Genomic DNA, 24,615 nt, shown 5'->3' with positions numbered 1-24,615 from the left:
ATTGGTAGGTGAATTAATGTACAGCTTTACAAATGATTATAATGAAATTGCACATCCTGAAGTGATGAAAGCATTGAATGATTTAGCAGGGAAACGTTTTACAGGTTATGGTACAGATGGTCTATGTAAGAAAGTGGCAGATCAAATTAAACAACGTATTGGCCAGCCGAATGCAGATATCCATTTCTTTAATGGTGGGACGATCACCAATTTAACGACGATTTCTCATATTTTACGTCCACATCAAGCCGTTATTTCTGTTGTTGGTGGCCATATTGATGTTCACGAAACAGGGGCTATTGAAGCGTCAGGGCATAAAGTCATTACGGTAGAGTCTGCTTCGGGTAAGCTTACGCCTGTTCATATTAAAAAGGTGCTGGCCGAGCATCCAGATGAACATTCGGTTCAACCCAAATTAGTTTACATCAGTAACTCTACTGAAATCGGTACGGTGTATCGCAAAGCCGAATTGGTTGCTTTGCGTGAAATCTGTGACGCCCACGGTCTATTGCTATTTATGGATGGCGCACGTTTAGCCTCCGGTTTGATGTCCACCGTGAGTGACTTAACCATTGAAGATATCGCACAACTAACGGATGTTTTCTATATTGGTGGAACAAAAATTGGCGCACTGACTGGGGAAATATTAGTGCTTTTAAACCCAGCAATAAAAACCGATTTTCGCTATAGCATTAAGCAAAAAGGCGGCTTGCAAGCCAAAGGCTGGTTATTAGCTGCGCAGTTTGAAGCATTATTTAATGATGACCTTTATTTCCAGTTAGGCCAACACATTAATGATACAGCAAACCAGCTTGCCGATTTCTTTACAGAAAAAGGATTCGGCTTTTTAGCGCCAGTGGAATCAAACCAAGTCTTCGTGATTTTACCTAATTCGCTGAGTGACAAGGTATTGAGTCATTATGTGGTCAGTAAAGTTTGTGAACCAACGGCAGATACAACGTGCTTACGTTTTTGTACATCTTGGTCAACAACGTCACAAGATATTGAAAAGCTAAAACAAACTTTCAATTCGTTAATCTAATTTTCCTTAGATATATTGCCCGCATGAATTTGTGGGCAAATTTTTCCGATTTCTCGCATATCGTTTTCACAATTAAAACGGCACTATCCTGATATCTATTTAATTGTTCTGGTCGCGAGTATGCCTTGGACGTTTTCCCATCCTGCGGTGGTTTTTCCCATTAAACAGGCCAAATATTTTCGCTGGTTAAGTCTGCCTGCGCTTATTTTAGGTAGCTTGAGCCCAGATTTATACTATTCGTTAACGTGGTACCACGCTGCGTCACTGGCGCATGACTCTATTGGGTGGTTTTATACTGGGTTACCGCTATGTATATTGGTTTATTGTTTAACGCAAAAAATGGCACCAGCACTGAATAGAATAAGCCCTTTTATTATTCACACTATAAATGCACCATCTGTTCGACAAGGGGTAATTTTTGTTATTTCCTTGTATATCGGGGCATTAACCCATATTGTTTGGGACAGTTTTACGCATGAATCTGGGGCATTTGTCCGAGAAATTTCATTTTTGCAAATGAAATTATTTGCGATGTCTGACAGCCAAGAAATTGCTTTTTATAAATTATTACAGCACGTTGGCTCGGTGGGCGGCTTAGCCTACCTGTGTTATCAATACTTTCAATTTCATCGTACGCTGCCCCATGAAATTAAAATCGAAAACAATAAAAAGCTAAAGCGATTAATCGTGCTTGGTGGCCTTGCATGTATATCGACGCTACCTTTGGCCTATTGGTTAACGCCGAAGGCAAATGGTTTTAATTTCAATCGTTTTGTTTATTTAGAGTTAACACTAACGGTTCCTGTGTTCTTGATCATCGTATTGATCTTTGCATTTAGGCTCAATGTCTTATATCAACAAAACAGGGTAGATAGCGATTAGTTTTTTCGTAACCCATCAATCATTTTATCAATCGCATGAATGCTTTGCTGTAGGCGTTCTTGGCTATTGGCTTGAGAAATCCAATAAGCCGATTCGGCAAGTCCACCATTGATTAAAAAGGCAAGGGCGCGAGTATTAACATTGCCAATGATTTGCTTGCTCATTAATTCCTGTAACAAGAGGTCGACTTGCTCAGTACATTTAAGGTTTGATTTTGCAATGTCTTCAGCAATAACGGATTTGGCATCTCGTAAGATAATCTGTTGATAGTCAGTTTCTAACGCCATTTCTAAATAGGCATGACAGCGTAGGCGGAAGTTATTCCAAAGGTCAGTGGAATCGGCAGAAATTTTTTGTAATCGGCCATTCATTTGGTTATCAATTTGTTCGACAACAGCTGCAAATAAGCCTTTTTTATCGCCAAAATGATGATAAAGGGCACCTCGCGTTAAATCAACGCTTGCTGCAATTTCATCCATGGACGTTGCGGCAAACCCCAAACGGCTAAAATGTTCTCGTGCCGTGGTTAATAAAAGCTCGCGAGTCTCTTCCATTTGAGCTTGAGTTCTTCTTGCCATAAAACCTCTTACAAACACTGAATATAGTTATTTACATACACTATGTATGATTATATCATCATTATACATACTCGTTGTATGTATAATGAATTTATCACATGGAGCTTACATGCTAAGTCGCTATCAAGAACTCTTTCAAGCTGAAGGAAGCCAACGCTTTGTTATTGCAGGGTTACTGGCTCGTCTAGCGTTACCGATGATGGGCATTGGGATTATCACTATGCTGGCACAATTAAGGGATAGCTATACTTTAGCAGGGCTAATTTCGGCAACGTTTGTACTTACTTATGCATTATTATCACCACAAATTTCCCGATTAGTTGATAAACTTGGACAGTATCGCGTGTTACCTGTGGTCACGCTTATTAGTTTATCTGGGGTTTTGTTGCTCGTCACAACAACATGGTTTGCATTGCCCGATGCTGGGTTATTTATTGGTGCATTTTTAGCAGGTGCTATGCCCAGCATGTCTGCCATGATTAGGGCACGGTGGACGGAATTGTATAAAGGTCAGCCCATTTTACAAACGGCTTATTCCCTTGAAACTGTTTTTGATGATGCGACATTTATTGCAGGGCCTCCACTGTCTGTGGGATTGACGGTTATTTTGTTTCCACAAGCGGGCTTATTAGTTGCCGCTGTTTTATTATTGTTGGGTGTGATACTCCTTGTACAACAACGTAGTACGGAACCCAATGTTACCGTACATGAAACCTTATCACCGAAGCAAAAGCCGATTTTGTCGATGATAAGCTTACAACTGCTGATCGCATTAATGATTGCATTAGGGATCATTGTTGGGTCAGTGGACATCTTAAGTGTCACACTCGCGCAGATACAACAACAACCTGCTGCGGCAAGCGTAGTCTTGTCAGCTTATGCAATTGGTTCTTGTGCAATGGGGCTCGTTTTCGGGGCGCTCAATCTAAAAATATCGTTACCGCGTTTACTGGTTATTAGCGGGTTAATGACATTCTTATCTATTGTACCGATGTGGTGGGTGAGCGGCGTTTATTCCCTCGCATTTGTGGTGTTTATTTCAGGTTTATTCTTTGCACCAACAATGATTATTGCGATGTCATTAGTGGAAAATATCGTTCCACCAAATCGATTAACGGAAGGGATGACTTGGTTACTCGCCGGACTAAACATTGGTGTGGCTATTGGAGCCATGATGACGGGGAAAATGGTTGATACTTATGGGCTGAACGCGGGGTTTCTCGTGGCAATTGTTGGGGGCACTTTGGTCGTGTTATCCACCGCATTAAGTTACGTCCAACTCAATGCGCAACAAAAAATGACGAAAAAGTGCGAAACCGAGTGCCTATAGTACTAAAAGTTTAATAAAATAAGTATAAACAATAAGAGGTTATAAAATGCACAAGCCAATATTTAGGCAAGCAACACTTGGTGATGTCGATACGTGTTTCGCGATTGAAATTGAATCGTATGAAGGCGACGAGGCAGCGACAAAAGAAAAAATCGCAACACGTATAACACAGTATCCTCAAGGTTTTTTATGCATGGAAGTGGCTGGCGAAATCGTTGGCTTCATAAATGCAGGCTGCGCGTGGGATGTGGTGATGTCCGATGAAGAATTTAAAGAGCTTATCGGCCATGATGCACAGGCTCCGAATGTGGTCATTATGTCTGTTGTGGTTCACCCAAACCATCAAGGAAAGGGCTATTCATCCATGTTGATGAGCGAATTTATTGCATTAATGCGAAAAAATAACAAAGAAACTATTCATCTAATGTGCAAAGAACGTCATGTGGATCTGTACAAGCATTTTGGCTACCAATATGTCAAACCTTCTGAGTCAGATCACGGTGGAATGACATGGCATGAAATGGTCATGGTGCTTTAGCTATCAAATGAAAACCAAGTTTATTTCAGATTAATTGTTAATATTATCAGTGATAAGCTTGGTTGATGTAACTTTAAATTAAACCCTACCAAAATCACTTCAGTACTGTTTCTTGCCGTTATCGTGTTATGATATCTCCATAATATACCGCTAAGTTTTGGATAAAATAATGGAAATATGGGTTGATGCGGATGCGTGTCCTAAGGTTATCAAAGAAGTTTTATATCGCGCAGCTGACAGAGAAAATGTGCAAATTACATTTGTTGCCAACCAACGCTTGTCGGTTCCGCCATCTCGTTTTTTAAAAACCTTACAAGTCCCTGCGGGCTTTGATGTCGCAGATAATGAAATCGTTCACCGTGCCCAAAAAGGGGATTTAGTGATTACTGCGGATATTCCCCTTGCTGCCGAAGTGATGGAAAAGGGGGCTGCTGCATTGAACCCTCGGGGTGAGCGTTACAGCGAGGCGACTATTCGCGAACGCCTGAATATTCGTGATTTTATGGATACGATGCGGGCAAGTGGTGTACAAACAGGCGGCCCTGCAAGCTTAAATCAACGGGATCGCCAACAATTTGCAAATGAATTAGATAAATGGTTATTGCAACGAAAAAAATCGTTAAGCTAATCATATTTGATATCGACTAAATACCCTGATTTTGCGCAGTAAATCTGTATTTTAAAATAGAGTTGATAATAATTTCGTGTCTATAATAGAAAACCCTAAATTTTCGAAGACAAAATTATGGATCCGTTACATAGCATTATTATCACTCTATTTTTATTTATACTGACGTTTTTTAATCCTGGTGCCAATTTATTTATTGTTGTCCAAACCACACTTAGTTCAGGAAAAAAGGCAGGGCTCACTTGCGGTTATGGCGTCGTTTTAGGCAACGCTATCTATTCAGGGTTAGGATTATTTGGGCTTGTGACCTTAATGTCTGAATTTGGTGCTTTGTTTTCGTTAATTAAAATACTTGGCGGATTATATTTACTGTATTACGCGATTAGCGTTTTTAAAAATAAAACCCAACTAAATTTATCCACTGAGAATATGACTGAATACTTCCCTAAAGGTGTGTATTTTCGCCGTGGCTTAATTTCTGATCTTTCGAACCCGCAAACGGTGTTGTTCTTCATGAGCATTTTCTCAACCACTATTTCCCCCTCAACGCCGCTATGGGCAAAATTGGTGATCTGGCTGGGGATCGTGTTGGCTTCATTGATATGGCGAATTATTCTCTGCCAAACATTTTCTCTTTCATCTGTTAGACGGCGCTATTCCCGTATTCATAAAGTGGTTGGGAAAGTGGTCGGGTTGATTTTAGGTACATTAGCAACAAGACTTATCTATCAAGGTGTTACAGAACTAATCATTAAAAAGTAGAGGGGATTAGGCTTCATTTGACTTTGCCTGATAATTGCATTTGCAATCATTGCAAGTGCAATTAAATAAGGCAAAGCGCTAATTTTACTTCGAGCCGCTTTATTTCCATTGATAAAAGCGTGTTTTGCAGGAAATAGTGATTTATTTTGGTATGTCAGCTCATCCGTGTGTTTTGTGATGGGGATGCTGTATTTAGTTGGTGTGGTTTTTATCTAATCGAGAAAGACAAAAAGAGGCTTAAGCCTCTTTTTGCTAACTCTGGAGTATATTGCCATTTTCTATGGCAACGTGGTATTCCGCCAACGCTGCCGCTTCTTTCGGTTCATGAGTGACTAATAAAATAGTGACACCATCGCGTTTTAATTGATTCACTTGCGACCAAAGTTGCTCTCTTGTTTGCCAATCTAAGCTGGAAAACGGTTCATCTAATAAGAGCAAAGATGGCGATGAAATCATCGCGCGAGCAAGTGCAACCCGTTGTTGTTCACCTCCTGATATTTCATGGGGGTAACGCTTGGCCAAGTGAGCAATATTCATCTTATCTAACAAAGCGATAATGTGTTGCTTATCTCTGGGGATTTTAGCCGCGTACTGGGCTAAACGGAGATTGTTCATTACGTTCAACCACGGAAATAAATACAAACGCTGATTGAGATAACGGCAAGGGCGCTGCCATATGGGCAATTTATTCAATATGTTACCTTGGTAATAAATATCGCCTTGATAATGTTGGTAACCTGCAATGCAATTGAGCAGCGTGGTTTTCCCGCTACCAGAAGGGCCACAAATCGCGGTACAGCATCCCTCTCTAAGTGACAGTGTCACGTCTTTTAAAATCCCTGCATGAATATTCTCAAGATTTAGCATGGGTTTTCCGCCTTTTTAAACGGTGAAGTGCTAGCAACAGCACAACCGCTAATGCCATTAAAATTAGAGCACACCCGAGCGCGAGTGAAAAATCACCGCTGGCAATATTCAAATAAATTGCCATGGGCAAAGTTTCTGTTTTAAAGCGAGTTGCGCCAGCCAACATTAAGGTGGCTCCGAATTCCCCCAAAGCCCGTGAGTAGGCCAATATGCCGCCACTCATTAGCCCTTGCCAACAAAGAGGGATCTCAACCAAGATTAATGTTTTTGCAGGAGATAACCCCAAATTTAACCCTGTTCTGACAAAAGCAGGGTCAATAGCGGCAAATGCCCCTTGTGCAGAACGATATAGCACCGCGCTTGCCACATAAGTTTGCGCAATGATTACGCCAAGTGGGGAAAATAACCAACGGCTTAGTTCTGGGAAAATCACAGAAAAAGGCCCTTGGCTACCCAAAAGTAGCAATAAGCCTATCCCAATGACTAACGGTGGAGTGACGAGGGGCAAGTCAAACAGTGCATCTACCGCACGTTTACCGAAAAATTCGCTGCGTGTCATCACCCAAGCCGCAGGAATGGCAATTAAGAATGCGAAAAATAATGACGTCAAGGATGTAGCAAGGGACATTAAAATCGCGAAATGAAACTCAGGCTCAGCAATTAATTGTGAAAGTAGGGATGGAGTGAGCTGAAACAACAGCGCCGTCAATGATCCGACAATCAAGAGTAATAAGAGCAATAGGGGCACAAGTGCCCACTTCATGATAGGGTACATATTGATAATTATTTTTTCGCGGTAACAGGTAAAAAACCATAATCTGTAAAGGCTTTGATACCTTCAGGCGCAGCAAAATACTCAGCAAGTAATTTAGCCTCTTTTGGCGCAGCGCTAGTGCTTAGTACTGTAATAGTGGCGATTTCTTCAGGGCTACCTTCTGGGGATGGCAACACAAGCAGTTTATCTTGGTTCTTCATCGCATCAGCTCGGCCAATAATTGCGGCATCCACTTCGCCATTTAGCAAATACATGGACAGGTGCTTAATCGTTGCGGCGCGAACAATGACTTTATCGCGTAATTGGTCGCCATAACCGCTGGCATCAAGTAACAGTTCACCACTGCGGCCTAAAGCGATAGCTTTCGGATCGCCCATACCTAGCCGCAAATTACTTTTGGCGAGATCTTCAATACTGGCTATTCCTTGAGCTTTGTCTTTTCGTACGGCAACAACTGGGATATGGCGTACGATAGGGTATGCATCTGTTGCTAAAGATTTGGCTTGCAGTTTTTCAACATAATCTTCAGAACCTGGGAAAAACAAATCCCCTTGCTGAGTTAACTCAAAGCGCGTCAAAATTTGCCCCGAACCGCCATATTCAACAGTGACAGTATTGCCTGTTTCTTTTTCGAATTTTTCGACCACTTTTTCAATCGGTGGGCGCAATCCTGCTCCTGCGTACATGTGTAGCTGAGCAGCCATCGCTTGGGGTAATGTAAAGCAGATAAATAAAGAAGAGAGTAATAGTCGGCGCATGAGTACCTCGTTATCGTTATATAAAAAAACACATAATGAGGAATCAGGTTAAATTACGCAAGGCGCAACTGCGTAAGTTTTGATATTCATTAAGCTATTTGAGAATTTAATGATGAGTTGGCTTATCAGTCGAATGAACTTAAAGCCAAATCTGATTTGCTGGAGAGATAATTTGAAAGGGTTTCACACTCCCTGTTATAGAGAGAGTGGAAGCTAAAATTAGCGCTCTTCTAACACCTAACTGTAGAAGGCTGACAAGCCAAGAGGAATTTAATTAATGCGTGCGGTTTTACGTTGAATGTAAATCAACCACACAATGGCAAGAACAGCACACGCTAACCATGGTAACAACATGATATTTAAGGTTTGCCAACCTAGGTAATTTAATAGCCCGCCAGCAGCTAACGAACAGGCAAGGCTAACCATAAAGATACTCATGTCATTAGTTGCTTGCGCTTTAGCCTTTTCTTCTGGCGTGTAAGTTGAAGTCAAAAGTGCTGTGCCACTGATATACATAAAATTCCAACCAGTTCCCAATAAAATCAATGCACTAGCGAATGATGCAAAAGAAACACCTGAGAGTGCAAATAGAATATGCCCAATAAACATGGCAATACCCGCAAACATGATCTTAAGCACACCGAATCGCGTGATAAGGCTACCAGTAATAAAAGAGGGTAAAAACATACTTAATACATGAAGTTGCATTACGGTCGTGGTTGCACCTAATGAATGCTGATGGCTCATCATTGCAATCGGCATTGCTGTCATCGCAAGTACCATTACGCCGTAGCTGGTCATCCCAATAAATACTGCGACCAAATAGGTAGGTTGTAAAACGAGGGTTTTCCATGAGCGAGTTGATATAGGGGCGTGAGCCACCGTTTTTGGCTCAGCCATTGGGATATCTAATTTGCATAAAACGGCGATAGCACCGAGGGAAATTACCGCTAATAATAGAAAGGTACCTAAATATTGTGCATCAAAAAAACTGGCGCCAGAACGGGCGAGTAAAGGCCCTAAAAGCGCAGCGACTACGCCACCAGTCATCACTAACGAAATTGCTTTTGGGCGATACAAATTATCGGCTACTTCACTGGCTGCAAATCGATAAAATTGCGCAAAAGCTTGGTAACCACCAATTAAAATCGTTCCAAAGCTAAGAACATATAATGATTGGATGACTATTCCATATGCTGCAATTAGCCCACCTATTATCCCTAAGAGTGCACCGACCAAAAAACCATTTCGTCGCCCAATTTTGGCCATCCAAAGAGACGCGGGAAACATCATCGTGGCCGTTCCCAAAAACATACCTGCAATGGGTAATGTAGCTAATGTTGGAGATGAAGCCATCTGGGCTCCCGCAAGGGCTCCGATGGTCATCACCATGACAGAGACAATTTGAAATAATGCTTGGGCACTCGCTAGCAGCCACACTTGTTGGTACATTTTTTTGGGGTGCATAAAATATGGCCTTAGAAATTAATTAGAGGGCAGAATATGTTTGAGCTTTTGAATTACCAAGTTTATGTCTTGTTGGGTTACGCCAAGGCCAAGACTAAAGCGGATAGCACCAAGACCATAACTAGAGTCAACGTTCATCGCCGAGAGCACAGGTGAAAGGGTGGCTTGACCTTCGTGGCAGGCAGACCCTGTCGACGCAGCAACACCCGATAATTTACCTAGAAGATCAGCGCCTTGTTGGTGTTTGAAACCCACATTTAATGTGTTTGGCAAACGGTGGGTTTCATGGCCGTTTAGTAAAACCTGGTCACCATAAAGGTCAACAAGTTGCTGCCAAAAATTGTCGCGTAATTGTCTTATGTCAGCGTTTTTATTTTGTGTTTGTGCAATTTCGCATGCAAGGCCAAGCGCCGTGGCAAGTAACAAGCTTTCTGTACCAGCACGAAGGCCATTTTCATGCCCAGCACCGTGGTTAATGGGTTCTAACATCGTGCCGCGGCGTACATATAAAGCACCAATCCCTTTCGGGGCATAGACTTCATGTCCAGCAATACTTAACAAATCTACATTCAGCTGATTAACATCGATTGCGACTTTTCCAATGGATTGTGCCGCATCAGTGTGAAAGCAAATGTTGTTTTGTTTAGCAATATAACCAATTTCTTCAATGGGTTGGATAGTACCTGTTTCATTGTTGGCGTGCATAATACTAATGAATGTCGTGTTAGGCGTGATTGCATTACTCACATCTAGCGGCGACACACGACCAAATTGATCAACAGGAAGATAAGTGACTGTTGCACCTAATTTCTCAAGAAATGCGAGAGGGCTTAAAATTGATGGATGTTCAGTGATTTGCGTAATTATATGTGGATTAGGATGGCGTGATAACTGATTAAAAAAATGCCCTTTGAGTGCGAGATTATTTGATTCAGTTCCGCCACTGGTAAAAATAATTTCATCGGTATGTGCACCTATTAACGATGCAACTTGTGCACGGGCATGTTCCAAACGCGATTTTGCATTATCGCTAGCCCAATGCTGGCTTGAAGGGTTGCCATACAGTGAATTCAATAGCGGCTGCATTGAGGCTTGAACTTCAGGGTGAATCGGTGTGCTTGCATTAAAATCAAAATAGAGAGATGGCATAGTTAACCCAATTAAGTAATTAGAATGTTAATAACTTATCACTAGTCATGACCCAAGTAGAGAGATCTTGCATGGTTGCTTTCTGCACCCCTACAAAATAAGGCTCATTTTTATAAATACCGCAGCGAGTTTGGCAAGTACCACACACTTTGACAGAAGCACCTTGGGTGATTAAGTCTTTTAAATTTTGGCTAAGATCTTGGTCGTAGTCTGTCGGTGGTTTGCAGATATCACGGGCAAGATCCACTGAGTCATTCATTAAAAAAATGCGGATTTCACATCCATCTGATAATAACTGTTTTGCTAAACGCAAAGCATTCCATGTGACATCGGTTCCATCGTAGGGTTCACGGTTTAATATTATTAAGGCTTTCATGGTATTTTACCTGTATTTAGATTATAGTAACAATCGAAACATTCAATTAATATCGATAATGATTGATCGTAAAGTTGCCTATGTCAATATGTTAAACGGAAATTTGCGGTGTAGGGGAAAGCGATAAGATAAGGTACAATTCAATGCAGATGAGCATGACAGGCGAAAAGAAGTGGGATTTTCGGAGGAAAATATGGCCAATATCGACCCTAAACAGCGTATTTATGTCAATTTGGCAGAAATAGCGCAAAGTATCAGCCATCCAAGCCGATTAGAACTTTTAGAGTACTTAGCACAAGGAAAAAGAAGTGTTGAGGAACTTGCTACACTTTGTGGTATTGAATTTGCCAACGCTTCCCGTCATTTACAAACATTACGTCGTGCGCGGTTAGTTGAAACGGAACGTAAAGGAAAACATGTTTATTACTCAATTGTGAACCAAGATTCGGTGATAGAACTCCTTAATGCTTTAGGCATTGTTGGTAAGCAAAACAATGCTGAAATTAAGCAAATCATGGCAGATTATTTTGAAGCAAGAGACAAACTAACACCAATTTCTCGTGAGGATTTGCTGGCTCAATTAACGGATGGCAGTGTCACTTTATTAGATGTTCGTCCTGAACGCGAATTTAACCAAGGTCATCTACCTGGTGCACTAAATATTAGCGTGGAGAAGCTTGCAGAGCAGTTGTCCCAACTCCCTAAAGGAATGGAAATTGTGGCGTATTGCCGTGGCCCGTATTGTTTGTTATCACTTGACGCCATTGAATTACTTACAGCCCAAGGATTTAAAATTAGGCGGCTTGAGGAAGGTTTCCCTGAATGGAAAGCAGCAGGCCTGCAAATAGAAAATGCTTAAACTTTTAAATGAGAAAAGGCCCACAGCGTGGGCTTTTAACGTCTATTAACGGAGGTTTAGCCACTGTTCAACTTCTTGATATGTACCTTGAAAAACAATTCTCTCTTGTTTCTGGCTTAATTGATAACGATACATTGGGTCATAATATTCATGTAGTAATGGGCAAAGCCAAGAAAAATGTGATTGGGTTTCGCCCGTCACTTGCTGGTGAATTAATGCAGTATCTAATAACGCCGTTAATTCAGCAGCCCGTTGAGAGCCCAATCGCTTTCGAATTGCAAACAGGCCATGATGTAAATACTCACTGTAAAATTGCCAGCCTTTCTCTTCACCGTATGCACCAAGGAAATCATGTGTCATCCGGTCAAAATATTCATTTTTAAGGCGTTCAAGACGTAATTCAAAAGGGTCATCAATAACAGCGATAGCCGCTGTTTCCATTTGAGAACGTAATGATATAGGCAGGCTATTTGCACCAATTGCTCGCCCTTCATCTTCAAGTACCCAACGCGTATGATTTGAAGACTTTTTGAGCATATCGACAGCAAGATGATTTTCAAAAGTCGCTTGGGAAAATTGTGCTTGCAAAGTGCGACCGAAAGACGAGCCGCGGTGATGGGCAATACCTTCTAAATCAATCCCATCTGGTTGGTTATGTACCAGAGTTGTTTTACCATTTCCTGTGCATCCACCGATTAAAATAGTCGGGCGTAGGGATAACTCATTAATGGCATCAATAGTGGTTTGACGAAGTTTTTTATAACCGCCATTAATTAGAGGGTAGTCTATGCCATTCTCTTTAAGCCATGCTTGTACAATATGTGAACGCATACCACCGCGAGCACAACAAATAAAACCACTTGGATATTGTTGGCAAGCCGTTTGCCATGCAGTGATACGGTTGGCTTTGGTTTCACCACTCACTAATTGATGACCAAGCTCAACCGCTTTATGTGACCCATACTGTTTGTAGCAAGTACCAACAGCAGCGCGTTCTTCATCATTCATTAGTGGAAGATTTACCGCGGCAGGCATTGCACCTTGTTGAAACTCAATGGGAGCACGGACGTCAATAATGGGGGTATCAGAAACAAGTATCTGGTGAATATTTTGCAGTGAAGGGATTAATTCCATAATAGTAAAAATACGCTTATCCAAGTAGCAATACCGAATACTATACGCCTAATTCCGTATTTTTACAGCTATCGCTGAATCAAAAAAGGCCTATTAAGGTATAACGATTGTTGTTTTTCATATTATGGTGTTGCGAATAGTGTTATATTGTAAATCGGAATTTGAACATGAGTAAGGGGCTGTACGATGAAAATGTTAACTATCCAGGAAATGACAGAGACACAAAAAAACCGAGTGCGAACACGACTTGCACAAGAACGTAAGAAATTAGAACGTGAATTAACCAATTCTGAGCAAACGAAAGTCAAAAAAGAAATTATTGCGGAAATTTCTAAAGAAGTTGATAAAGAAACTAGAAAAATTCGAGCGCAACAGAAAAAAGATAAACTAGTTCCAAGCGATACAACATACAGTTGGTCTTCGAGTAATCATCGACGGGGTTATCGCTAAATTAAATGAATGAGTAATATATTTTTTAATTGTTAGTATAAAAGAATCGCGTATTTCATTAAATATGAAGTACGCGATTCTTTTATTAGATACTAAATACTAATATAGGTCACGAATCAAGCCGTGAAACATCACAAATAATTTTCTCCTTCAATGCTTCAATAAGATAAGAGGAGAAGGATAGTGAGGTATAACCTTCATTTTTTATGTTTTCAAAAGCATCTATATATATCATTGGGACTTGTATTAACTTTGCTTTTTTTAAGTCAGGTTTCATCGGTTTTTCTGTTTTTTGATTCAGCGTGGATTCATGATTAGAGGTAAAAGATGTACTTGAAAAAATTAATTTAGAATATGTCATATTATTAATCTCATATCAATGCTATCTGCCACACAGGTTATTGAGGCTATAGCTATATCATCTAGTAAAAGTAGTAGTTCGGCTAAAACACATGTCATTGTGTTAAACTAATTCAGTGAACTTGCAATATATTAATTACCTAAAATAAGTGTATTTAGCCGAATACAGAGTAAAATATATTAATATTACTTATTTGTATATATTTATAATGATTGTATTTAAATAAATAATGTAAGAGAATGTTTCTTTTGGCTTAAATAACATTAGGAATAATCCTAATAATACTTTATATGCATACAGCTCTATTATTTAAAATATATGATAGGCATATAGTCGGTGTATGTAATATTAAGATTAAGTTAATGTTTTTCACAATTGATTTACTGTCTAAATATTTTTTTGAATAAAACTATATTGACTGATAAATAATTTAAACTAATAATTATTGTAATGAAGGGAAGTTATAAGGAACTTAATTAGTAAGCGTAGTTATTGGTTTAATTAATATAGTTTTTGCCTGTAATATTATTTTATAAATTATCAAATTAAATTTGATTAAATTCTTGAGGAATACCTATGTTTAAAGTCTATCAGCAGACACAGAGCTTAAAAATGGAATTACTAAAAAAATCACGTAAACATCACGAAGCTAAAAAACAAAGAGGGATGACTCTATTAGAGATTATCATTGTATTAGGTATTATTGGGACAATTGCAGCGGGTGTTGTGATATTAGCGCAGCGTGCATTTGACAGCCGTGCTATTTCTGATGTCGTCAGCAATACCAATACAGTGAGAGTTGCTATGAAAGATGCATATCAGCGGGCTGCGGGATACCCAATTTCAACAGGTGCAGCGAGTGGTTATAATGTCGATAGTATTAAAGATACTGCAAAATCTAAAGAGCCGATTGCACGCCTTGTTCAATTAGGTAAGTTATCTATCGATGAAGCGCGTAATAGCATTTCGAATGACTTCCTGAATATTGGTGGTGCAAAAACAGCGACAACACAAGTTGATACGGGTCTTAAAGGTTTTGTGATTGAGATTAATGGGTTAAATCAAGATCAGTGTCGTAATATTATTTCCCAAGTGGGTAATCAGTGGGATTATGTTGCTGTAGGTGTAGCGGCAGCGGGTGCATATAGTGTAGCAGAAGCTGTTGATATGTCTGTTGAGCCATCAGCGAGCATATTACGTACATTAAATGCGAAGGGTAATCTCAATATTACACCAGATAAAGTTGCTGGTGTATGTACCGACAGCCCTGGAAACTCGGTTATTTTAGGTAGCCGTTAATAATAAGCAGTAATAACTTGCTAAAGAACCTCCCTATAATTAGGGAGGTTCAAGAGAATAAATATGAAAAATAATAGAATAGCTGGTTATTCATTATTTGAAGTTATTGTCGTTCTTGGAATTATTGGTGTGATTATGATTCCGTTGAGTCGCTTTATGATTAATCAAATTGAAAATAACCACAGGCAACATATTTCAGATGCTATTGTTGATGAAATTTATCGGTTTATTGATTTTATTAATAATGATGAACTGGAAAAAAAAGATAACAATTTTATTCGTAATCCTTTATTTCAAAAAGAACAAAAAAACATAGCTTACAGTAAGCGAACGAGTAATTATAAAATTGAAGATGCAATCACGACGGATGGTAAACATTTTAATTGGGGGACGGGGGAGAACAGCGATAGAAATTTGTTTATTGATGAAACATGTAAAGGAAGCTTGTTAGGAATTTCATTAAAAAAAGAATTTTTAAAATGCACAATGGATGCATTACTTGTTGAACATCCTGAGTTTTCTATTGAAAGAGTTGATCTTGTTGGCGATGAAGTAAAAAAAACAATTGAACGCGTAGATTTTATTATTTTATATCACCCAATTGAGGATAAGCAGGGTTTATATATTGAGTCCTTCTATGGCAATTTTAGTGAGGCGTTTAAAAATAAATTTTTATATTTAACACAGGCAAGTTTTGTTAAAAGAAATCGCTCTATAGCTAGTACTGGTTGGGAACTCATTAAGGTAGATAATGAGAATCTTCAGTTTGGTAATTTGGCATCCCATGCTGAATTAGTCAAAAGCTCGAGCTTTGATTATGGATTAAGACTTAGTTTTAATGTTAAGGCAGGGAAGTTTTTAAGGGCTGACGGCTCGGTGAATGCCGACAAGTTATGTTGGAACACCAAAACCAATCAATATGGCCCATGTTTAAAAGCTAAAGATGAAAATACGTTAGTATTGACGAGTGGTAAAACAGATAACGAAGAAAAATCACCGACTCTTTGCTGGGACAGGGAAAATAAAACAAAAGCGACATGCTTAGCATTAAAAGGACAAGACCAAAAATTTCCAATTACAGAAGCACAATATCTTCCTGAAAGTAACTTTATTTTAACAGAAACGGATATTAGAGGAAATGAAATTGCAGGTACGTTAGTAGCGAACGTTATTATCGAGGATAGTCATTATGAGGGTAATAAATTAATAAAAGAATATCGTACTGTGCCAGAGGTTAACTATCATAATTTTACGGGAAATGATGAAAAAATGATTAAGGAAGAAGACTATGTTGGAGATGACCAAAAAGAAGACGGTAAAATCATTATCCCACGTATAGTATGCCCAGTAGTGCAAAATGTTAGATTGTGGCCAAGGCTTACTGTCGCCGTTTCATCGATGATGCCTGTTGTATACCAAAATGATAAAAAGTTAGATATTGATCTTAGTAAGGAATATAGCACGCGAAAAAATAAAATCACGAATGTGGGGTTAGCTGCAGGCGTTGTTTTACAACCCCGCCTTGGTTTTATTGATGGTAAACGTGTTTGGGTGATTAGCGCCTCTTTAGGGGTAAATAATCCAGCACTGGCGGAATCAAAAACATATGTTAACCCAAAATCGTTATCCATCATGTCGGTTGAATGGTGTAGCTCAACTAAAGGTGATTACCAAACAGTATTTGATTAAAAGGTACAAGCAATATGAAATATAATTATTTGATTGTGTTATGTGGTTTTACGTTAAGCAGCTTTGCAAATACAGATATAGAAGTGCAAGAGTGGATTAATTTAAAGCCTATGAAAGAAATAAAAGCAATAGCTAACGAGCCCCAAATTAACGGACAGTTTAATACAGAAATAAACAGTGAAAAAAAATTAGTAGGTACAGAAAATAAAATTGATGCTCTTAGTGAGTTAGTATTGAAAAAGAATGAGCTTCTCAGCCAAAGTGTTGAGGATTGGGCTCGGTTTAATGGAATTGATTTTATTTGGAACAGCCCAAAAGATATTGTCGTTTTTAATGAAATAAAAATTGATGGTAAGAATAAAATTGAAGTTATGGAAAAACTAGGTAAGCAATTGTCTTACCAAAAAGCAGGGTTTTACCTTAAATTTTATGAAAAAAATAATGTTCTTGTTATAGATAACTAATAAGTAGAAACAGTAATGAAACTAAATAAAATGATTTTTTTACTAATTCCTTTTTTTATTCAAGGATGCAACAGCTTTTTTGAAGAAAAATATGATGAAAAAGAGTTGTTCGACCGTGTGACAGGATTGCAAGATATCAATGATAGTAAGCAAAGTGCATTTATGTCATTAGATTCACCTTATTTGGGAAAAGAGGTTGATTACGATCGCCAACAAAAAAAAGTCTTGGACAGAGAAATTTCATTAACTTCTTATTCGCCAGTTAATATCTATACGGTAATGGAAATGCTTGGCGAGCAAATGGAAATTACGTATAAAATTGATGCAAACACGCCTGGTGAAATTGAAAGTCAAGTATCTGGCGAGGAAATACTTAAGAGTACGGTTTATACGATTAACTTTAATGGTGATTTAAAAGAGTTTATTAGTTATCTGTCCAATTTATATGATGTAAATATACAGCTAAAGAAAAATAATTTACTCGAAGTTAATTTGTATACAAATTATGCTATTAGCCTTGATTACTATGGTAAAGATAATAATTATGAGGCTAGTTTAGATATCTCAAATAATGAGGCTGCTTCTTCTAGCGGATTAAAAGGTAAATCGACAACATCGTTTAAATCCTCATTTTGGGACGATGTAAAAGATATGATGGATAAATATATTTCATCAGGCGTTTATAATATCTTCCAAGATTCTTCAATATTGACGTTTGTTGGCCGCCAGTCGGAATATGAGCACGTAAGTAAAGTGCTAGAGCAATACAAACAAGCAAATAACCGTCAGTTTGTTGTGAGCTATAAAATTTATATTATTGATAAAGGAAAATCAAAAAATCTCGAAGCTGAATTAGGGTTTTCTTATAATAATGGAGGGACTCAAATTGGTTTTAATCAGCATTTATTGACAAAACTTACTGGAAAATTAAACGCAAATTCTAACTTCCATGGCGGGGAGGATGCAAAATTCCGTTTAGCCAGTCAATTAGATGCCGTATATAAGTTAACGGGAAGCAAAATATTACAAAGTGGCTCTTTTATTACTCGTAATAACATGCCAATACCATTGAACCTAACAAAAACACATCATTATGTTTCAGGTGTAACCAGTACCAAAAATGCCAGTATGGATATCACAGAAAGCCAATTAACAACGGACCAGATCGTAACGGGGAGTAGTTTTATCATTACGCCTAGAGCACTATCTGATGGAAAAATCGAAGTGGCTAGTGGCTTTACGCGTAAGAATTTAATCAGTATTGATAAATTTGATGGCGTTCAATTACCGAATTTTACAACAACAGAAATGTTTAATACTTCAACGATTAAACCTGGTGATTTACTGATTGTTGGCAAATATGATGAAGATAGTGATTCCGATATGCAACAAGCTGGTATTTTCTCAGGGATATTAAATGGGGAAGATACTAATTCTACTGTGATCATGATTGTTGGTATAGATAATTATTTTTCAGTTAATGAGTAAATTATGACATTAAATGAATTGCTAAAAAAGAAACTAGCGATTAATGGTATATGGGTTGACTCTTCTCAGATTAATGAACATCGGCATCGCTTCTGGTTAGAGTCAACAAAGAAAAAATATAAAAAAATACGTTATCAAACACAAAACGGTATGAAGGAAGTTTTATTTCCTCGGCATGTTAGAGTTTACGAAATTTTAGCTTTGTATATAAAGGAATTGTATGGTGATGGCTTTTTTTATGCCCCCGTAATTGAAAATGACGTAACAAACTATTATTTAATTTGTATAAAAGATGATTGTATTATTTCACCTTCGGATACCATTATTACTGAAAGCATGCTGACATACATATTAAATCAAAAAGACAGCTCTGAATATGCTTCATTGAATGTTACTGTGTTTAATAATGAAATATTTAATGCCATTTATGAAGAGTACAAAGCTCAGGAAGAAAAATATCGTATAAAGTCATTTAAATTATACTTATTAATATCAATGTCTATTTTTTTATTTACTATGGTCGTTTTTATTTTATTTCTATATTAAGGATATTAATATGAAAGATATTCTTTCTGGATGGCGTGAACATGGGTTATTGAAATCTAAAAGCATGTTGATTTCTCTAGTAGTGATTGTTGTTTTTATCATTATTTCCATCGGTACTTACTATATATATCAAAAAAAGGTTGATGAAGAAAACCGAGAGTACCAAAGGCAACAATTAGCTATTAGTGAAAAGAAAAAAATATCTGATTACTATATTAGTCAATCACAGGGATACCAAATTAATGACTTAATAACCATACTTGAGCAAATTATGGTGAGCCGTTACGCGTTTACACTTAGTGGTTTTTCTGAGGATTCATTTAATTGTAATACGGAAAGTTGCGATTTTCTCTATAAATTAAAACAAGGCGCTATCTTTAGTGCTCAAGAAAAAATATTTTTTAATGAAAAATATGATGGAACAATCAGTCCTGATAGCATTGGGTTCTCTAATTTAAACATAAGCTACACGAATGGTCTAGTTATAGAAAATATCATTAATCATGTGTACGGTAAGACTCCTTTATGTAATGATTATATCAATTATATTTATGCATTTAATTCATCTAAAAATAATTCTCATGAGAAAATAACATTTATTGAGCTTCCATCATCATCAGTAGCTAGTTTAGAACAGAAATACTCAGATTATGTAGATAGTCACCATCTGCTATTTTCAAAATTCGAGTTAATACTTCCTGAAAACCCATTGAAAATTAAAAAAATACTTGAAAGACAACCGTATATCAATTTTTATACTTTTAAGTCTATCGAAAAATTAGATAGCAACAATATTAAAGTAACAGGAGTTTTTACATGCACAAAATAATTCTTCCATTATTTATCGTTATGATAGGCAGTCAAAATGCTTTTGCAGAAGAGCAGAATGAAAGCGTAGATGCAGTGGCGCCTGAAACTGCTGAACTTTCTATCGAACAGAAAAACATCATCGATTTAATGCAAAACAACCTGAAGTTTGAATCTGAAAAACTGAATATAGAAAATCAAATCACATTAGCGAAGCTAAAAAAAGAACTTAAAGAGGTTAATGAGCTACTTAATGAGCCAATGGTTCAAGAAAGAACTATTGTGAATGAGCCTGAAAATGAAGCTTATGAACAGAAAATCAATGAATTAATGGATGCCCCGATTAAACCCGCTGAAAGGCCAAAGGTAATTATGATTTCTCATATTGCGGGGGTAAAAAAAATTGGTGTCATTAATCCTGAAAATAAACAAGTCACGTTTACTACAGAAAATACACCATTTAAAATGAATGGGACGCGTTATCGTGTTGTTCTAAAAAATCAACAATATAGAGTTATTGAATGAAATGAATCTACCAGTTGATTTTATTTATTTGAATAATATAGAAAATGGCGTAAAAGCTTTAGAGAAATGTCAATTAAATTTATTAGAAAAAGATTTAATTACAGTTGATTATAATAATAAAAAATATCTGATTGTTAATAAGTTGAAAATTAACCACCTGGCTGCTGCTTATATGGATTTGCATTATGCAATATCTGTATATAAAAAGGCAATTAACGGGTTTATGTTAAGTAGTGAAGCCCAGTATTATCAAATAATTGAAAGCGCAACGCGGGCAACAAGTAACAGTATTTTACTTGAAACGAGTCATGTTCAAAAGGAACTTGAAAGTTTATTACAAATAGCGGTAGATACAGGGGCGAGTGATTTGCATATTACACGAGGAGATGTGATTTCAAAAATTGAATTTAGAGTTAATGGTTCTTTAATTCTCTATTCACAAATGACATCAACAAGTTGTGATGAGTTAGTTTTTGTCTTGTATAACGTTGAAGCCACAACGAAAGAAACAACGTGGAATCGTCAGCAGCCACAAAGTGCGAATATTCTTTATGATTTACAAGGTAAAAAATACCGCTTTAGGTATGCACATTTTCCTATATTTGGTGAATCGAGTGACTGTTATCACTGCGTTTTACGAATAATCCCCGCATCCATCGATACTAATCCAAATCCGAGACTCGAAAATACAGGGTTGTCGCCAATAGAAATTGACGATATTAAAACGATTTTAAGCAATCCTTATGGTGCATATTTTATCGCAGGTACAACAGGATCTGGAAAATCAACAACACTTAAAACAGTCATGGAGTGGCTGCAAATTAACCGCTTCAATAATAAAGGTTGCTTTTTAACTGTTGAAGATCCAGTTGAATATTATATCTATGGCACTAAACAGAGTTCAGTATTGGATGTCGATGGAGGAGGGTTTCATTCGGCTATAAAGTCTGCACTTCGCCGTGACCCAGACGTTTTAATGATAGGAGAAATTCGCGACAAAATTTCTGCTAATGCGTTATCTGGCGCAGTTGAAAGCGGACATTACTGCTTCACTACAGTCCATGCGGGAAGCATTGTGACGTTATTACAAAGATTATCTGCATTAGGAATAGCAGGTGACAAACTCTCCACACCTGGTTTTATTGCTGGTTTACAGTGTCAGAAGCTAATGCCTCTTTTATGTCCCCATTGTAAAAAAACAGAGACCGTTATCTTGGGTAAGTTTCAAAAAGACATTTCTATTATCAATCGTGACGGGTGTAAACATTGCAAAAATACAGGAATTAGCGGGAGAAAGTTAGTGGTTGAATATATGCGACCTTCAATCGATGAACTGTCAGCAATTGCTCAAAATAATTGGCTAGAAGCCTATGTTCATTGGCGGAAAAAGCGCTTTATAGGTGAGGGAATTGGTGAAGGGTTTCAAATAAAAGAAAAAACGATGTTACTCGTGATTGAAAATAAAGTTTGTTATCAATGGTTTACTCATGAGTTTGGTGTTATTCCCCCTGATGATCTGGAGGTGATATTTGAAAAAATTCACTAAGTCTCAACGATTATACTTATATCAGTTTTGTGCAGATATGATTAATTCTAACCTTCCAATATATGATTCAATCATAAAACTTAAAAAAGAAGGAGGTTCAATTATTGGAAAAGGATTTGTGAAAAAATTGAATTTCCTTTTAGATAAAATGGCTAATAAGGAATCTATCGCTTCTGTTTTTGATGGTATGGTGCCCAAAAATGAACTTAGTTTAATTTATTCGGCAGAAAAAAGTGGGGCATTAGCAAATGGTTTCACCAGCATTATTGATGTGATTAAATATAAAGATCAATTAATGGCCAAGGTGATTAAATCAATAACTTTTCCTATGATTATGTTTGTTTTGTCATTAGTTGTGATTACGGGGTATTCACTAAAGGTTTTCCCTGCTTTTGAAAAGGTTTTACCTGTGAGCCGTTGGCCTGGAGTGACTAGTTCGCTGTATAACTTCGGACTAGCATTATATGAAGGGTTATGGATATATATGCTTATTTTTTTAGTAATAAGCATCATCGTTATTCGTCTTATTATGGCAAACTTAACAGGTTTAATGCGTGACCGTTTTATTGACAAAGTTATTCCATTTTCGACATTCAAACAATTAAATGCCTCTATCGTATTAAACAGTTTATCTGGCATGCTTAAAAATAAAATACCAATTAACGATGCTTTAACAATATTAAGTTTAAATGCAAATCGCTGGTTACAAAGCCACATTAAAATTATGCAAATTAATATGTCAAAAGGTATGAACTATGGTGATGCACTTAATACTGGGTTGTTGAATGTTCATGAACTTTTGAATATTAGCTTATATTCTGCACTGCCGTCATTTCATGAGGTTTTAACATCAGTATCAGAAAAATCTAAAATAAATATTAATGAGAAAATGGATAAATTAGCAGCATTATTAAAGTCATTTTCAACTTTGATATTAGGCGGTTGCGTCATTTGGGTATTTATTGCTTTATTTTCTTTATCCGACCAACTATCGAAAATGTCACAAATGTAATGAGTAGAAAAATGAAATTAAAAAAGTTATGTTTAAGTGCATTGCTATTACCAATGGCTGTTAATGGCGTTACGACAAAAGGGATTAAATATATTGATGGTTCAGGACCAGTAAACCCTGCTACGTTGGTTTGCGCTAATACCTCTACACCGTTACCACTTGTGGTTTCAACATTAAGAGATTTTGGCATGAATTCAGATTTTAGAAACCGAGTTTCAGTCAAATTTGAAGTGGATTATTGGACAGAAAAAGAACGAGGTATTCCATTAAAACTGGCTAATTTTTTTGGTGACCGACAAATCAATTGGGATGGCCCCCCCTCTTTTGGTGTTCAAGGAATAGGAGGCCCAGTTTCGCAAGTTCCGCTCAGTACAAGATTTATGAAGGGAATGAGTGTTGCTGATGCAGGGATTGGTTATCCTAAAAAACAAGATCAAAATAAAAAGTTCGAACCATATTATAACGAAGTTATAATATGGAAATCTCCGAGCTTCTATACTATTAAATACAACCCCGTCGTACAACGTGCGGACGGGGGATCGCGGGCCTTCGATTTAAGGCAACCTGATGAAATTATCTGGTTACCAACACGTTCAATTAAAAGATTATCAATTCGCATTGAGGACAGAAAATCTCCACCAAGACCTGAAATATCGAACATAACAGCTTTTGTTGCATTTACTTGGAGAGCTAAATTTGGTTATAACCCAAAATCAATGGATCCACCGATATTAGAACTGAGTAAAGTTGAGATGTCTGGGTGGGATAAGGAAAATGGCGGCAATATGCATATAGGAATTGATAACGATTTAAAAGTTTATTTTTTATCGAACTTGAGTGCTAAAGTGAGTATGTCATTAGGGGAAACCTATATTTTAGCGATGAGCTGGAGCCGAATTCCAGATATTCGAAATCTGGCAACTAATACCAATTATTCTAAAAAATATAGAGAAGCACGGAATGCTTTTGCAGGTCCTCGAGTTAATTTTCATGATTTATATTTTGGAATGGAACGTGGAGAAAAATTTCCACAATATGACATAAACTTAAAAAAAACTGATTTTATTTATACTAATGCGGACTTAATTAATGGAAACTTAGGTGAGTTTGGCTACAAAAAATATGCTCAGACGTATTTTAGGGGAAGTATTAGTGCCTACAATAACGTCTATATTAATGAGGATCAGTATCGTAAAGATGGTTCAGTCTTAAATATTTGTGATTGATATGTATAGTTTTATTTATTTTTTTTATCTCTTCCTTGCATTTATTGTAGGGTGCTG

The 24,615-nt window shown here is 37.4% G+C and carries 27 protein-coding genes; 18 read left to right on the top strand and 9 right to left on the bottom strand.

The features are described from left to right. Positions 1–16 precede the first annotated feature (16 nt). Positions 17–1,042, top strand: coding sequence for a low specificity L-threonine aldolase (locus ACE2AL_RS10545; RefSeq protein ID WP_206086016.1), 1,026 nt, complete (start codon positions 17–19; stop codon positions 1,040–1,042). Between the two features lie 120 nt (positions 1,043–1,162). Continuing rightward, on the top strand, positions 1,163–1,924 hold the full coding sequence (locus ACE2AL_RS10540; protein WP_375083478.1) for a DUF4184 family protein: 762 nt from the start codon (positions 1,163–1,165) through the stop codon (positions 1,922–1,924). On the opposite strand, the gene ACE2AL_RS10535 is transcribed toward ACE2AL_RS10540, so the two are convergent. Then, a complete protein-coding gene (locus tag ACE2AL_RS10535) occupies positions 1,921–2,502 on the bottom strand; it encodes a TetR/AcrR family transcriptional regulator (protein WP_206086018.1) in 582 nt (193 codons plus the stop codon). The two genes, ACE2AL_RS10540 and ACE2AL_RS10535, sit on opposite strands and share 4 nt — an antisense overlap. A gap of 109 nt (positions 2,503–2,611) precedes the next feature. On the opposite strand from ACE2AL_RS10535, the gene ACE2AL_RS10530 reads away from it, so the two are divergent. From ACE2AL_RS10530 to ACE2AL_RS10515, 4 genes are all read left to right on the top strand, one after another. Continuing rightward, a complete protein-coding gene (locus ACE2AL_RS10530; RefSeq protein WP_272573603.1) occupies positions 2,612–3,832 on the top strand; it encodes an MFS transporter in 1,221 nt (406 codons plus the stop codon). Positions 3,833–3,878: 46 nt separating this feature from the next. Further along, positions 3,879–4,370: a GNAT family N-acetyltransferase gene (locus tag ACE2AL_RS10525; RefSeq protein ID WP_375083477.1), complete on the top strand. Its 492-nt coding sequence runs from the start codon at positions 3,879–3,881 to the stop codon at positions 4,368–4,370. Positions 4,371–4,539: 169 nt separating this feature from the next. Next, positions 4,540–4,998, top strand: coding sequence for a YaiI/YqxD family protein (locus ACE2AL_RS10520; protein ID WP_206086021.1), 459 nt, complete (start codon positions 4,540–4,542; stop codon positions 4,996–4,998). A 117-nt stretch (positions 4,999–5,115) separates the two neighbouring features. After that, entirely contained in the window at positions 5,116–5,760 is a 645-nt protein-coding gene (locus tag ACE2AL_RS10515) for a LysE family transporter (protein WP_272538415.1), read from the top strand. Positions 5,761–6,012: 252 nt separating this feature from the next. On the opposite strand, the gene ACE2AL_RS10510 is transcribed toward ACE2AL_RS10515, so the two are convergent. The 6 genes from ACE2AL_RS10510 to ACE2AL_RS10485 all read right to left on the bottom strand — a co-directional run bounded on the left by ACE2AL_RS10510 (position 6,013) and on the right by ACE2AL_RS10485 (position 11,152). Continuing rightward, positions 6,013–6,627: an ATP-binding cassette domain-containing protein gene (locus ACE2AL_RS10510; RefSeq protein WP_272573601.1), complete on the bottom strand. Its 615-nt coding sequence runs from the start codon at positions 6,625–6,627 to the stop codon at positions 6,013–6,015. Further along, positions 6,614–7,393: an ABC transporter permease gene (locus ACE2AL_RS10505; RefSeq protein WP_241016889.1), complete on the bottom strand. Its 780-nt coding sequence runs from the start codon at positions 7,391–7,393 to the stop codon at positions 6,614–6,616. Before ACE2AL_RS10505 ends, ACE2AL_RS10510 begins: the two co-directional genes overlap by 14 nt. 17 nt (positions 7,394–7,410) lie before the next feature. Next, a complete protein-coding gene (gene modA, locus ACE2AL_RS10500) occupies positions 7,411–8,160 on the bottom strand; it encodes a molybdate ABC transporter substrate-binding protein (RefSeq protein WP_375083476.1) in 750 nt (249 codons plus the stop codon). 270 nt (positions 8,161–8,430) lie between these two features. Beyond that, positions 8,431–9,627, bottom strand: a complete 1,197-nt coding sequence (locus ACE2AL_RS10495) for an MFS transporter (RefSeq protein WP_206086026.1) — start codon at positions 9,625–9,627, stop codon at positions 8,431–8,433. An 18-nt stretch (positions 9,628–9,645) separates the two neighbouring features. Further along, entirely contained in the window at positions 9,646–10,776 is a 1,131-nt protein-coding gene (locus tag ACE2AL_RS10490; protein WP_375083475.1) for a cysteine desulfurase family protein, read from the bottom strand. Between the two features lie 19 nt (positions 10,777–10,795). Beyond that, on the bottom strand, positions 10,796–11,152 hold the full coding sequence (locus ACE2AL_RS10485; RefSeq protein ID WP_272538410.1) for a DsrE/DsrF/TusD sulfur relay family protein: 357 nt from the start codon (positions 11,150–11,152) through the stop codon (positions 10,796–10,798). Positions 11,153–11,345: 193 nt separating this feature from the next. On the opposite strand from ACE2AL_RS10485, the gene ACE2AL_RS10480 reads away from it, so the two are divergent. Beyond that, the gene (locus ACE2AL_RS10480) at positions 11,346–12,011 is read left to right on the top strand and encodes an ArsR/SmtB family transcription factor (RefSeq protein WP_375083474.1); all 666 of its coding nucleotides are present in this window, start codon (positions 11,346–11,348) and stop codon (positions 12,009–12,011) included. A 45-nt stretch (positions 12,012–12,056) separates the two neighbouring features. Here ACE2AL_RS10480 and mnmH read toward each other — a convergent pair whose 3' ends face one another. Continuing rightward, positions 12,057–13,145, bottom strand: coding sequence for a tRNA 2-selenouridine(34) synthase MnmH (gene mnmH / locus ACE2AL_RS10475; RefSeq protein WP_206086201.1), 1,089 nt, complete (start codon positions 13,143–13,145; stop codon positions 12,057–12,059). Positions 13,146–13,331: 186 nt separating this feature from the next. On the opposite strand from mnmH, the gene ACE2AL_RS10470 reads away from it, so the two are divergent. Continuing rightward, on the top strand, positions 13,332–13,595 hold the full coding sequence (locus tag ACE2AL_RS10470; protein ID WP_206086030.1) for a DUF3811 domain-containing protein: 264 nt from the start codon (positions 13,332–13,334) through the stop codon (positions 13,593–13,595). A gap of 109 nt (positions 13,596–13,704) precedes the next feature. Here the strand turns inward: ACE2AL_RS10470 and ACE2AL_RS10465 are convergent, their stop codons facing one another. Beyond that, positions 13,705–13,956, bottom strand: a complete 252-nt coding sequence (locus tag ACE2AL_RS10465; protein ID WP_206086031.1) for a hypothetical protein — start codon at positions 13,954–13,956, stop codon at positions 13,705–13,707. Between the two features lie 576 nt (positions 13,957–14,532). On the opposite strand from ACE2AL_RS10465, the gene ACE2AL_RS10460 reads away from it, so the two are divergent. From ACE2AL_RS10460 to ACE2AL_RS10415, 10 genes are all read left to right on the top strand, one after another. Further along, positions 14,533–15,255 carry a type IV pilus major pilin gene (locus ACE2AL_RS10460; RefSeq protein WP_375083473.1) on the top strand — a complete coding sequence of 241 codons (723 nt, stop codon included), beginning with the start codon at positions 14,533–14,535 and terminating at the stop codon, positions 15,253–15,255. Positions 15,256–15,318: 63 nt separating this feature from the next. Continuing rightward, a complete protein-coding gene (locus tag ACE2AL_RS10455; RefSeq protein ID WP_349415131.1) occupies positions 15,319–16,944 on the top strand; it encodes a hypothetical protein in 1,626 nt (541 codons plus the stop codon). A gap of 14 nt (positions 16,945–16,958) precedes the next feature. Next, the gene (locus ACE2AL_RS10450; RefSeq protein WP_375083472.1) at positions 16,959–17,408 is read left to right on the top strand and encodes a TcpQ domain-containing protein; all 450 of its coding nucleotides are present in this window, start codon (positions 16,959–16,961) and stop codon (positions 17,406–17,408) included. 15 nt (positions 17,409–17,423) lie between these two features. Further along, a complete protein-coding gene (locus ACE2AL_RS10445) occupies positions 17,424–18,896 on the top strand; it encodes a type II and III secretion system protein (RefSeq protein WP_206086035.1) in 1,473 nt (490 codons plus the stop codon). A gap of 3 nt (positions 18,897–18,899) precedes the next feature. After that, complete coding sequence (locus ACE2AL_RS10440) at positions 18,900–19,442, top strand: hypothetical protein (RefSeq protein ID WP_349421845.1); 543 nt, start codon at positions 18,900–18,902, stop codon at positions 19,440–19,442. Between the two features lie 10 nt (positions 19,443–19,452). Then, positions 19,453–20,271 carry a hypothetical protein gene (locus tag ACE2AL_RS10435; RefSeq protein ID WP_206086037.1) on the top strand — a complete coding sequence of 273 codons (819 nt, stop codon included), beginning with the start codon at positions 19,453–19,455 and terminating at the stop codon, positions 20,269–20,271. Further along, positions 20,259–20,774: a hypothetical protein gene (locus ACE2AL_RS10430; protein WP_206086038.1), complete on the top strand. Its 516-nt coding sequence runs from the start codon at positions 20,259–20,261 to the stop codon at positions 20,772–20,774. Before ACE2AL_RS10435 ends, ACE2AL_RS10430 begins: the two co-directional genes overlap by 13 nt. 1 nt (position 20,775) lies before the next feature. Next, the gene (locus ACE2AL_RS10425) at positions 20,776–22,320 is read left to right on the top strand and encodes an ATPase, T2SS/T4P/T4SS family (RefSeq protein WP_349421847.1); all 1,545 of its coding nucleotides are present in this window, start codon (positions 20,776–20,778) and stop codon (positions 22,318–22,320) included. Beyond that, positions 22,304–23,332, top strand: coding sequence for a type II secretion system F family protein (locus ACE2AL_RS10420; RefSeq protein ID WP_206086040.1), 1,029 nt, complete (start codon positions 22,304–22,306; stop codon positions 23,330–23,332). Before ACE2AL_RS10425 ends, ACE2AL_RS10420 begins: the two co-directional genes overlap by 17 nt. Before the next feature lie 11 nt (positions 23,333–23,343). Beyond that, positions 23,344–24,558, top strand: coding sequence for a hypothetical protein (locus ACE2AL_RS10415; RefSeq protein WP_375083471.1), 1,215 nt, complete (start codon positions 23,344–23,346; stop codon positions 24,556–24,558). Positions 24,559–24,615 lie beyond the last annotated feature (57 nt).

Source organism: Providencia xihuensis (assembly GCF_041953405.1).
GTDB lineage: Bacteria > Pseudomonadota > Gammaproteobacteria > Enterobacterales > Enterobacteriaceae > Providencia > Providencia vermicola.
Note: the sequence above shows the minus strand (reverse complement) of the source record. Positions and strands in the feature narration are given on the sequence as shown.

What these genes read in the sequence shown, in the direction of transcription:
- ACE2AL_RS10535 (WP_206086018.1), bottom strand. Translation starts at nt 2,502, where the DNA reads ATGGCAAGAAGAACTCAAGCTCAAATGGAAGAGACTCGCGAGCTTTTA.
- ACE2AL_RS10510 (WP_272573601.1), bottom strand. Translation starts at nt 6,627, where the DNA reads ATGCTAAATCTTGAGAATATTCATGCAGGGATTTTAAAAGACGTGACA.
- ACE2AL_RS10525 (WP_375083477.1), top strand. Translation starts at nt 3,879, where the DNA reads ATGCACAAGCCAATATTTAGGCAAGCAACACTTGGTGATGTCGATACG.
- ACE2AL_RS10440 (WP_349421845.1), top strand. Translation starts at nt 18,900, where the DNA reads ATGACATTAAATGAATTGCTAAAAAAGAAACTAGCGATTAATGGTATA.
- ACE2AL_RS10465 (WP_206086031.1), bottom strand. Translation starts at nt 13,956, where the DNA reads ATGACATATTCTAAATTAATTTTTTCAAGTACATCTTTTACCTCTAAT.
- ACE2AL_RS10540 (WP_375083478.1), top strand. Translation starts at nt 1,163, where the DNA reads ATGCCTTGGACGTTTTCCCATCCTGCGGTGGTTTTTCCCATTAAACAG.
- ACE2AL_RS10545 (WP_206086016.1), top strand. Translation starts at nt 17, where the DNA reads ATGTACAGCTTTACAAATGATTATAATGAAATTGCACATCCTGAAGTG.
- ACE2AL_RS10495 (WP_206086026.1), bottom strand. Translation starts at nt 9,627, where the DNA reads ATGCACCCCAAAAAAATGTACCAACAAGTGTGGCTGCTAGCGAGTGCC.
- ACE2AL_RS10460 (WP_375083473.1), top strand. Translation starts at nt 14,533, where the DNA reads ATGTTTAAAGTCTATCAGCAGACACAGAGCTTAAAAATGGAATTACTA.
- ACE2AL_RS10520 (WP_206086021.1), top strand. Translation starts at nt 4,540, where the DNA reads ATGGAAATATGGGTTGATGCGGATGCGTGTCCTAAGGTTATCAAAGAA.
- ACE2AL_RS10430 (WP_206086038.1), top strand. Translation starts at nt 20,259, where the DNA reads ATGCACAAAATAATTCTTCCATTATTTATCGTTATGATAGGCAGTCAA.
- ACE2AL_RS10470 (WP_206086030.1), top strand. Translation starts at nt 13,332, where the DNA reads ATGAAAATGTTAACTATCCAGGAAATGACAGAGACACAAAAAAACCGA.
- modA (WP_375083476.1), bottom strand. Translation starts at nt 8,160, where the DNA reads ATGCGCCGACTATTACTCTCTTCTTTATTTATCTGCTTTACATTACCC.
- ACE2AL_RS10415 (WP_375083471.1), top strand. Translation starts at nt 23,344, where the DNA reads ATGAAATTAAAAAAGTTATGTTTAAGTGCATTGCTATTACCAATGGCT.
- ACE2AL_RS10485 (WP_272538410.1), bottom strand. Translation starts at nt 11,152, where the DNA reads ATGAAAGCCTTAATAATATTAAACCGTGAACCCTACGATGGAACCGAT.
- ACE2AL_RS10515 (WP_272538415.1), top strand. Translation starts at nt 5,116, where the DNA reads ATGGATCCGTTACATAGCATTATTATCACTCTATTTTTATTTATACTG.
- ACE2AL_RS10425 (WP_349421847.1), top strand. Translation starts at nt 20,776, where the DNA reads ATGAATCTACCAGTTGATTTTATTTATTTGAATAATATAGAAAATGGC.
- mnmH (WP_206086201.1), bottom strand. Translation starts at nt 13,145, where the DNA reads ATGGAATTAATCCCTTCACTGCAAAATATTCACCAGATACTTGTTTCT.
- ACE2AL_RS10480 (WP_375083474.1), top strand. Translation starts at nt 11,346, where the DNA reads ATGGCCAATATCGACCCTAAACAGCGTATTTATGTCAATTTGGCAGAA.
- ACE2AL_RS10530 (WP_272573603.1), top strand. Translation starts at nt 2,612, where the DNA reads ATGCTAAGTCGCTATCAAGAACTCTTTCAAGCTGAAGGAAGCCAACGC.
- ACE2AL_RS10445 (WP_206086035.1), top strand. Translation starts at nt 17,424, where the DNA reads ATGAAACTAAATAAAATGATTTTTTTACTAATTCCTTTTTTTATTCAA.
- ACE2AL_RS10455 (WP_349415131.1), top strand. Translation starts at nt 15,319, where the DNA reads ATGAAAAATAATAGAATAGCTGGTTATTCATTATTTGAAGTTATTGTC.
- ACE2AL_RS10435 (WP_206086037.1), top strand. Translation starts at nt 19,453, where the DNA reads ATGAAAGATATTCTTTCTGGATGGCGTGAACATGGGTTATTGAAATCT.
- ACE2AL_RS10490 (WP_375083475.1), bottom strand. Translation starts at nt 10,776, where the DNA reads ATGCCATCTCTCTATTTTGATTTTAATGCAAGCACACCGATTCACCCT.
- ACE2AL_RS10450 (WP_375083472.1), top strand. Translation starts at nt 16,959, where the DNA reads ATGAAATATAATTATTTGATTGTGTTATGTGGTTTTACGTTAAGCAGC.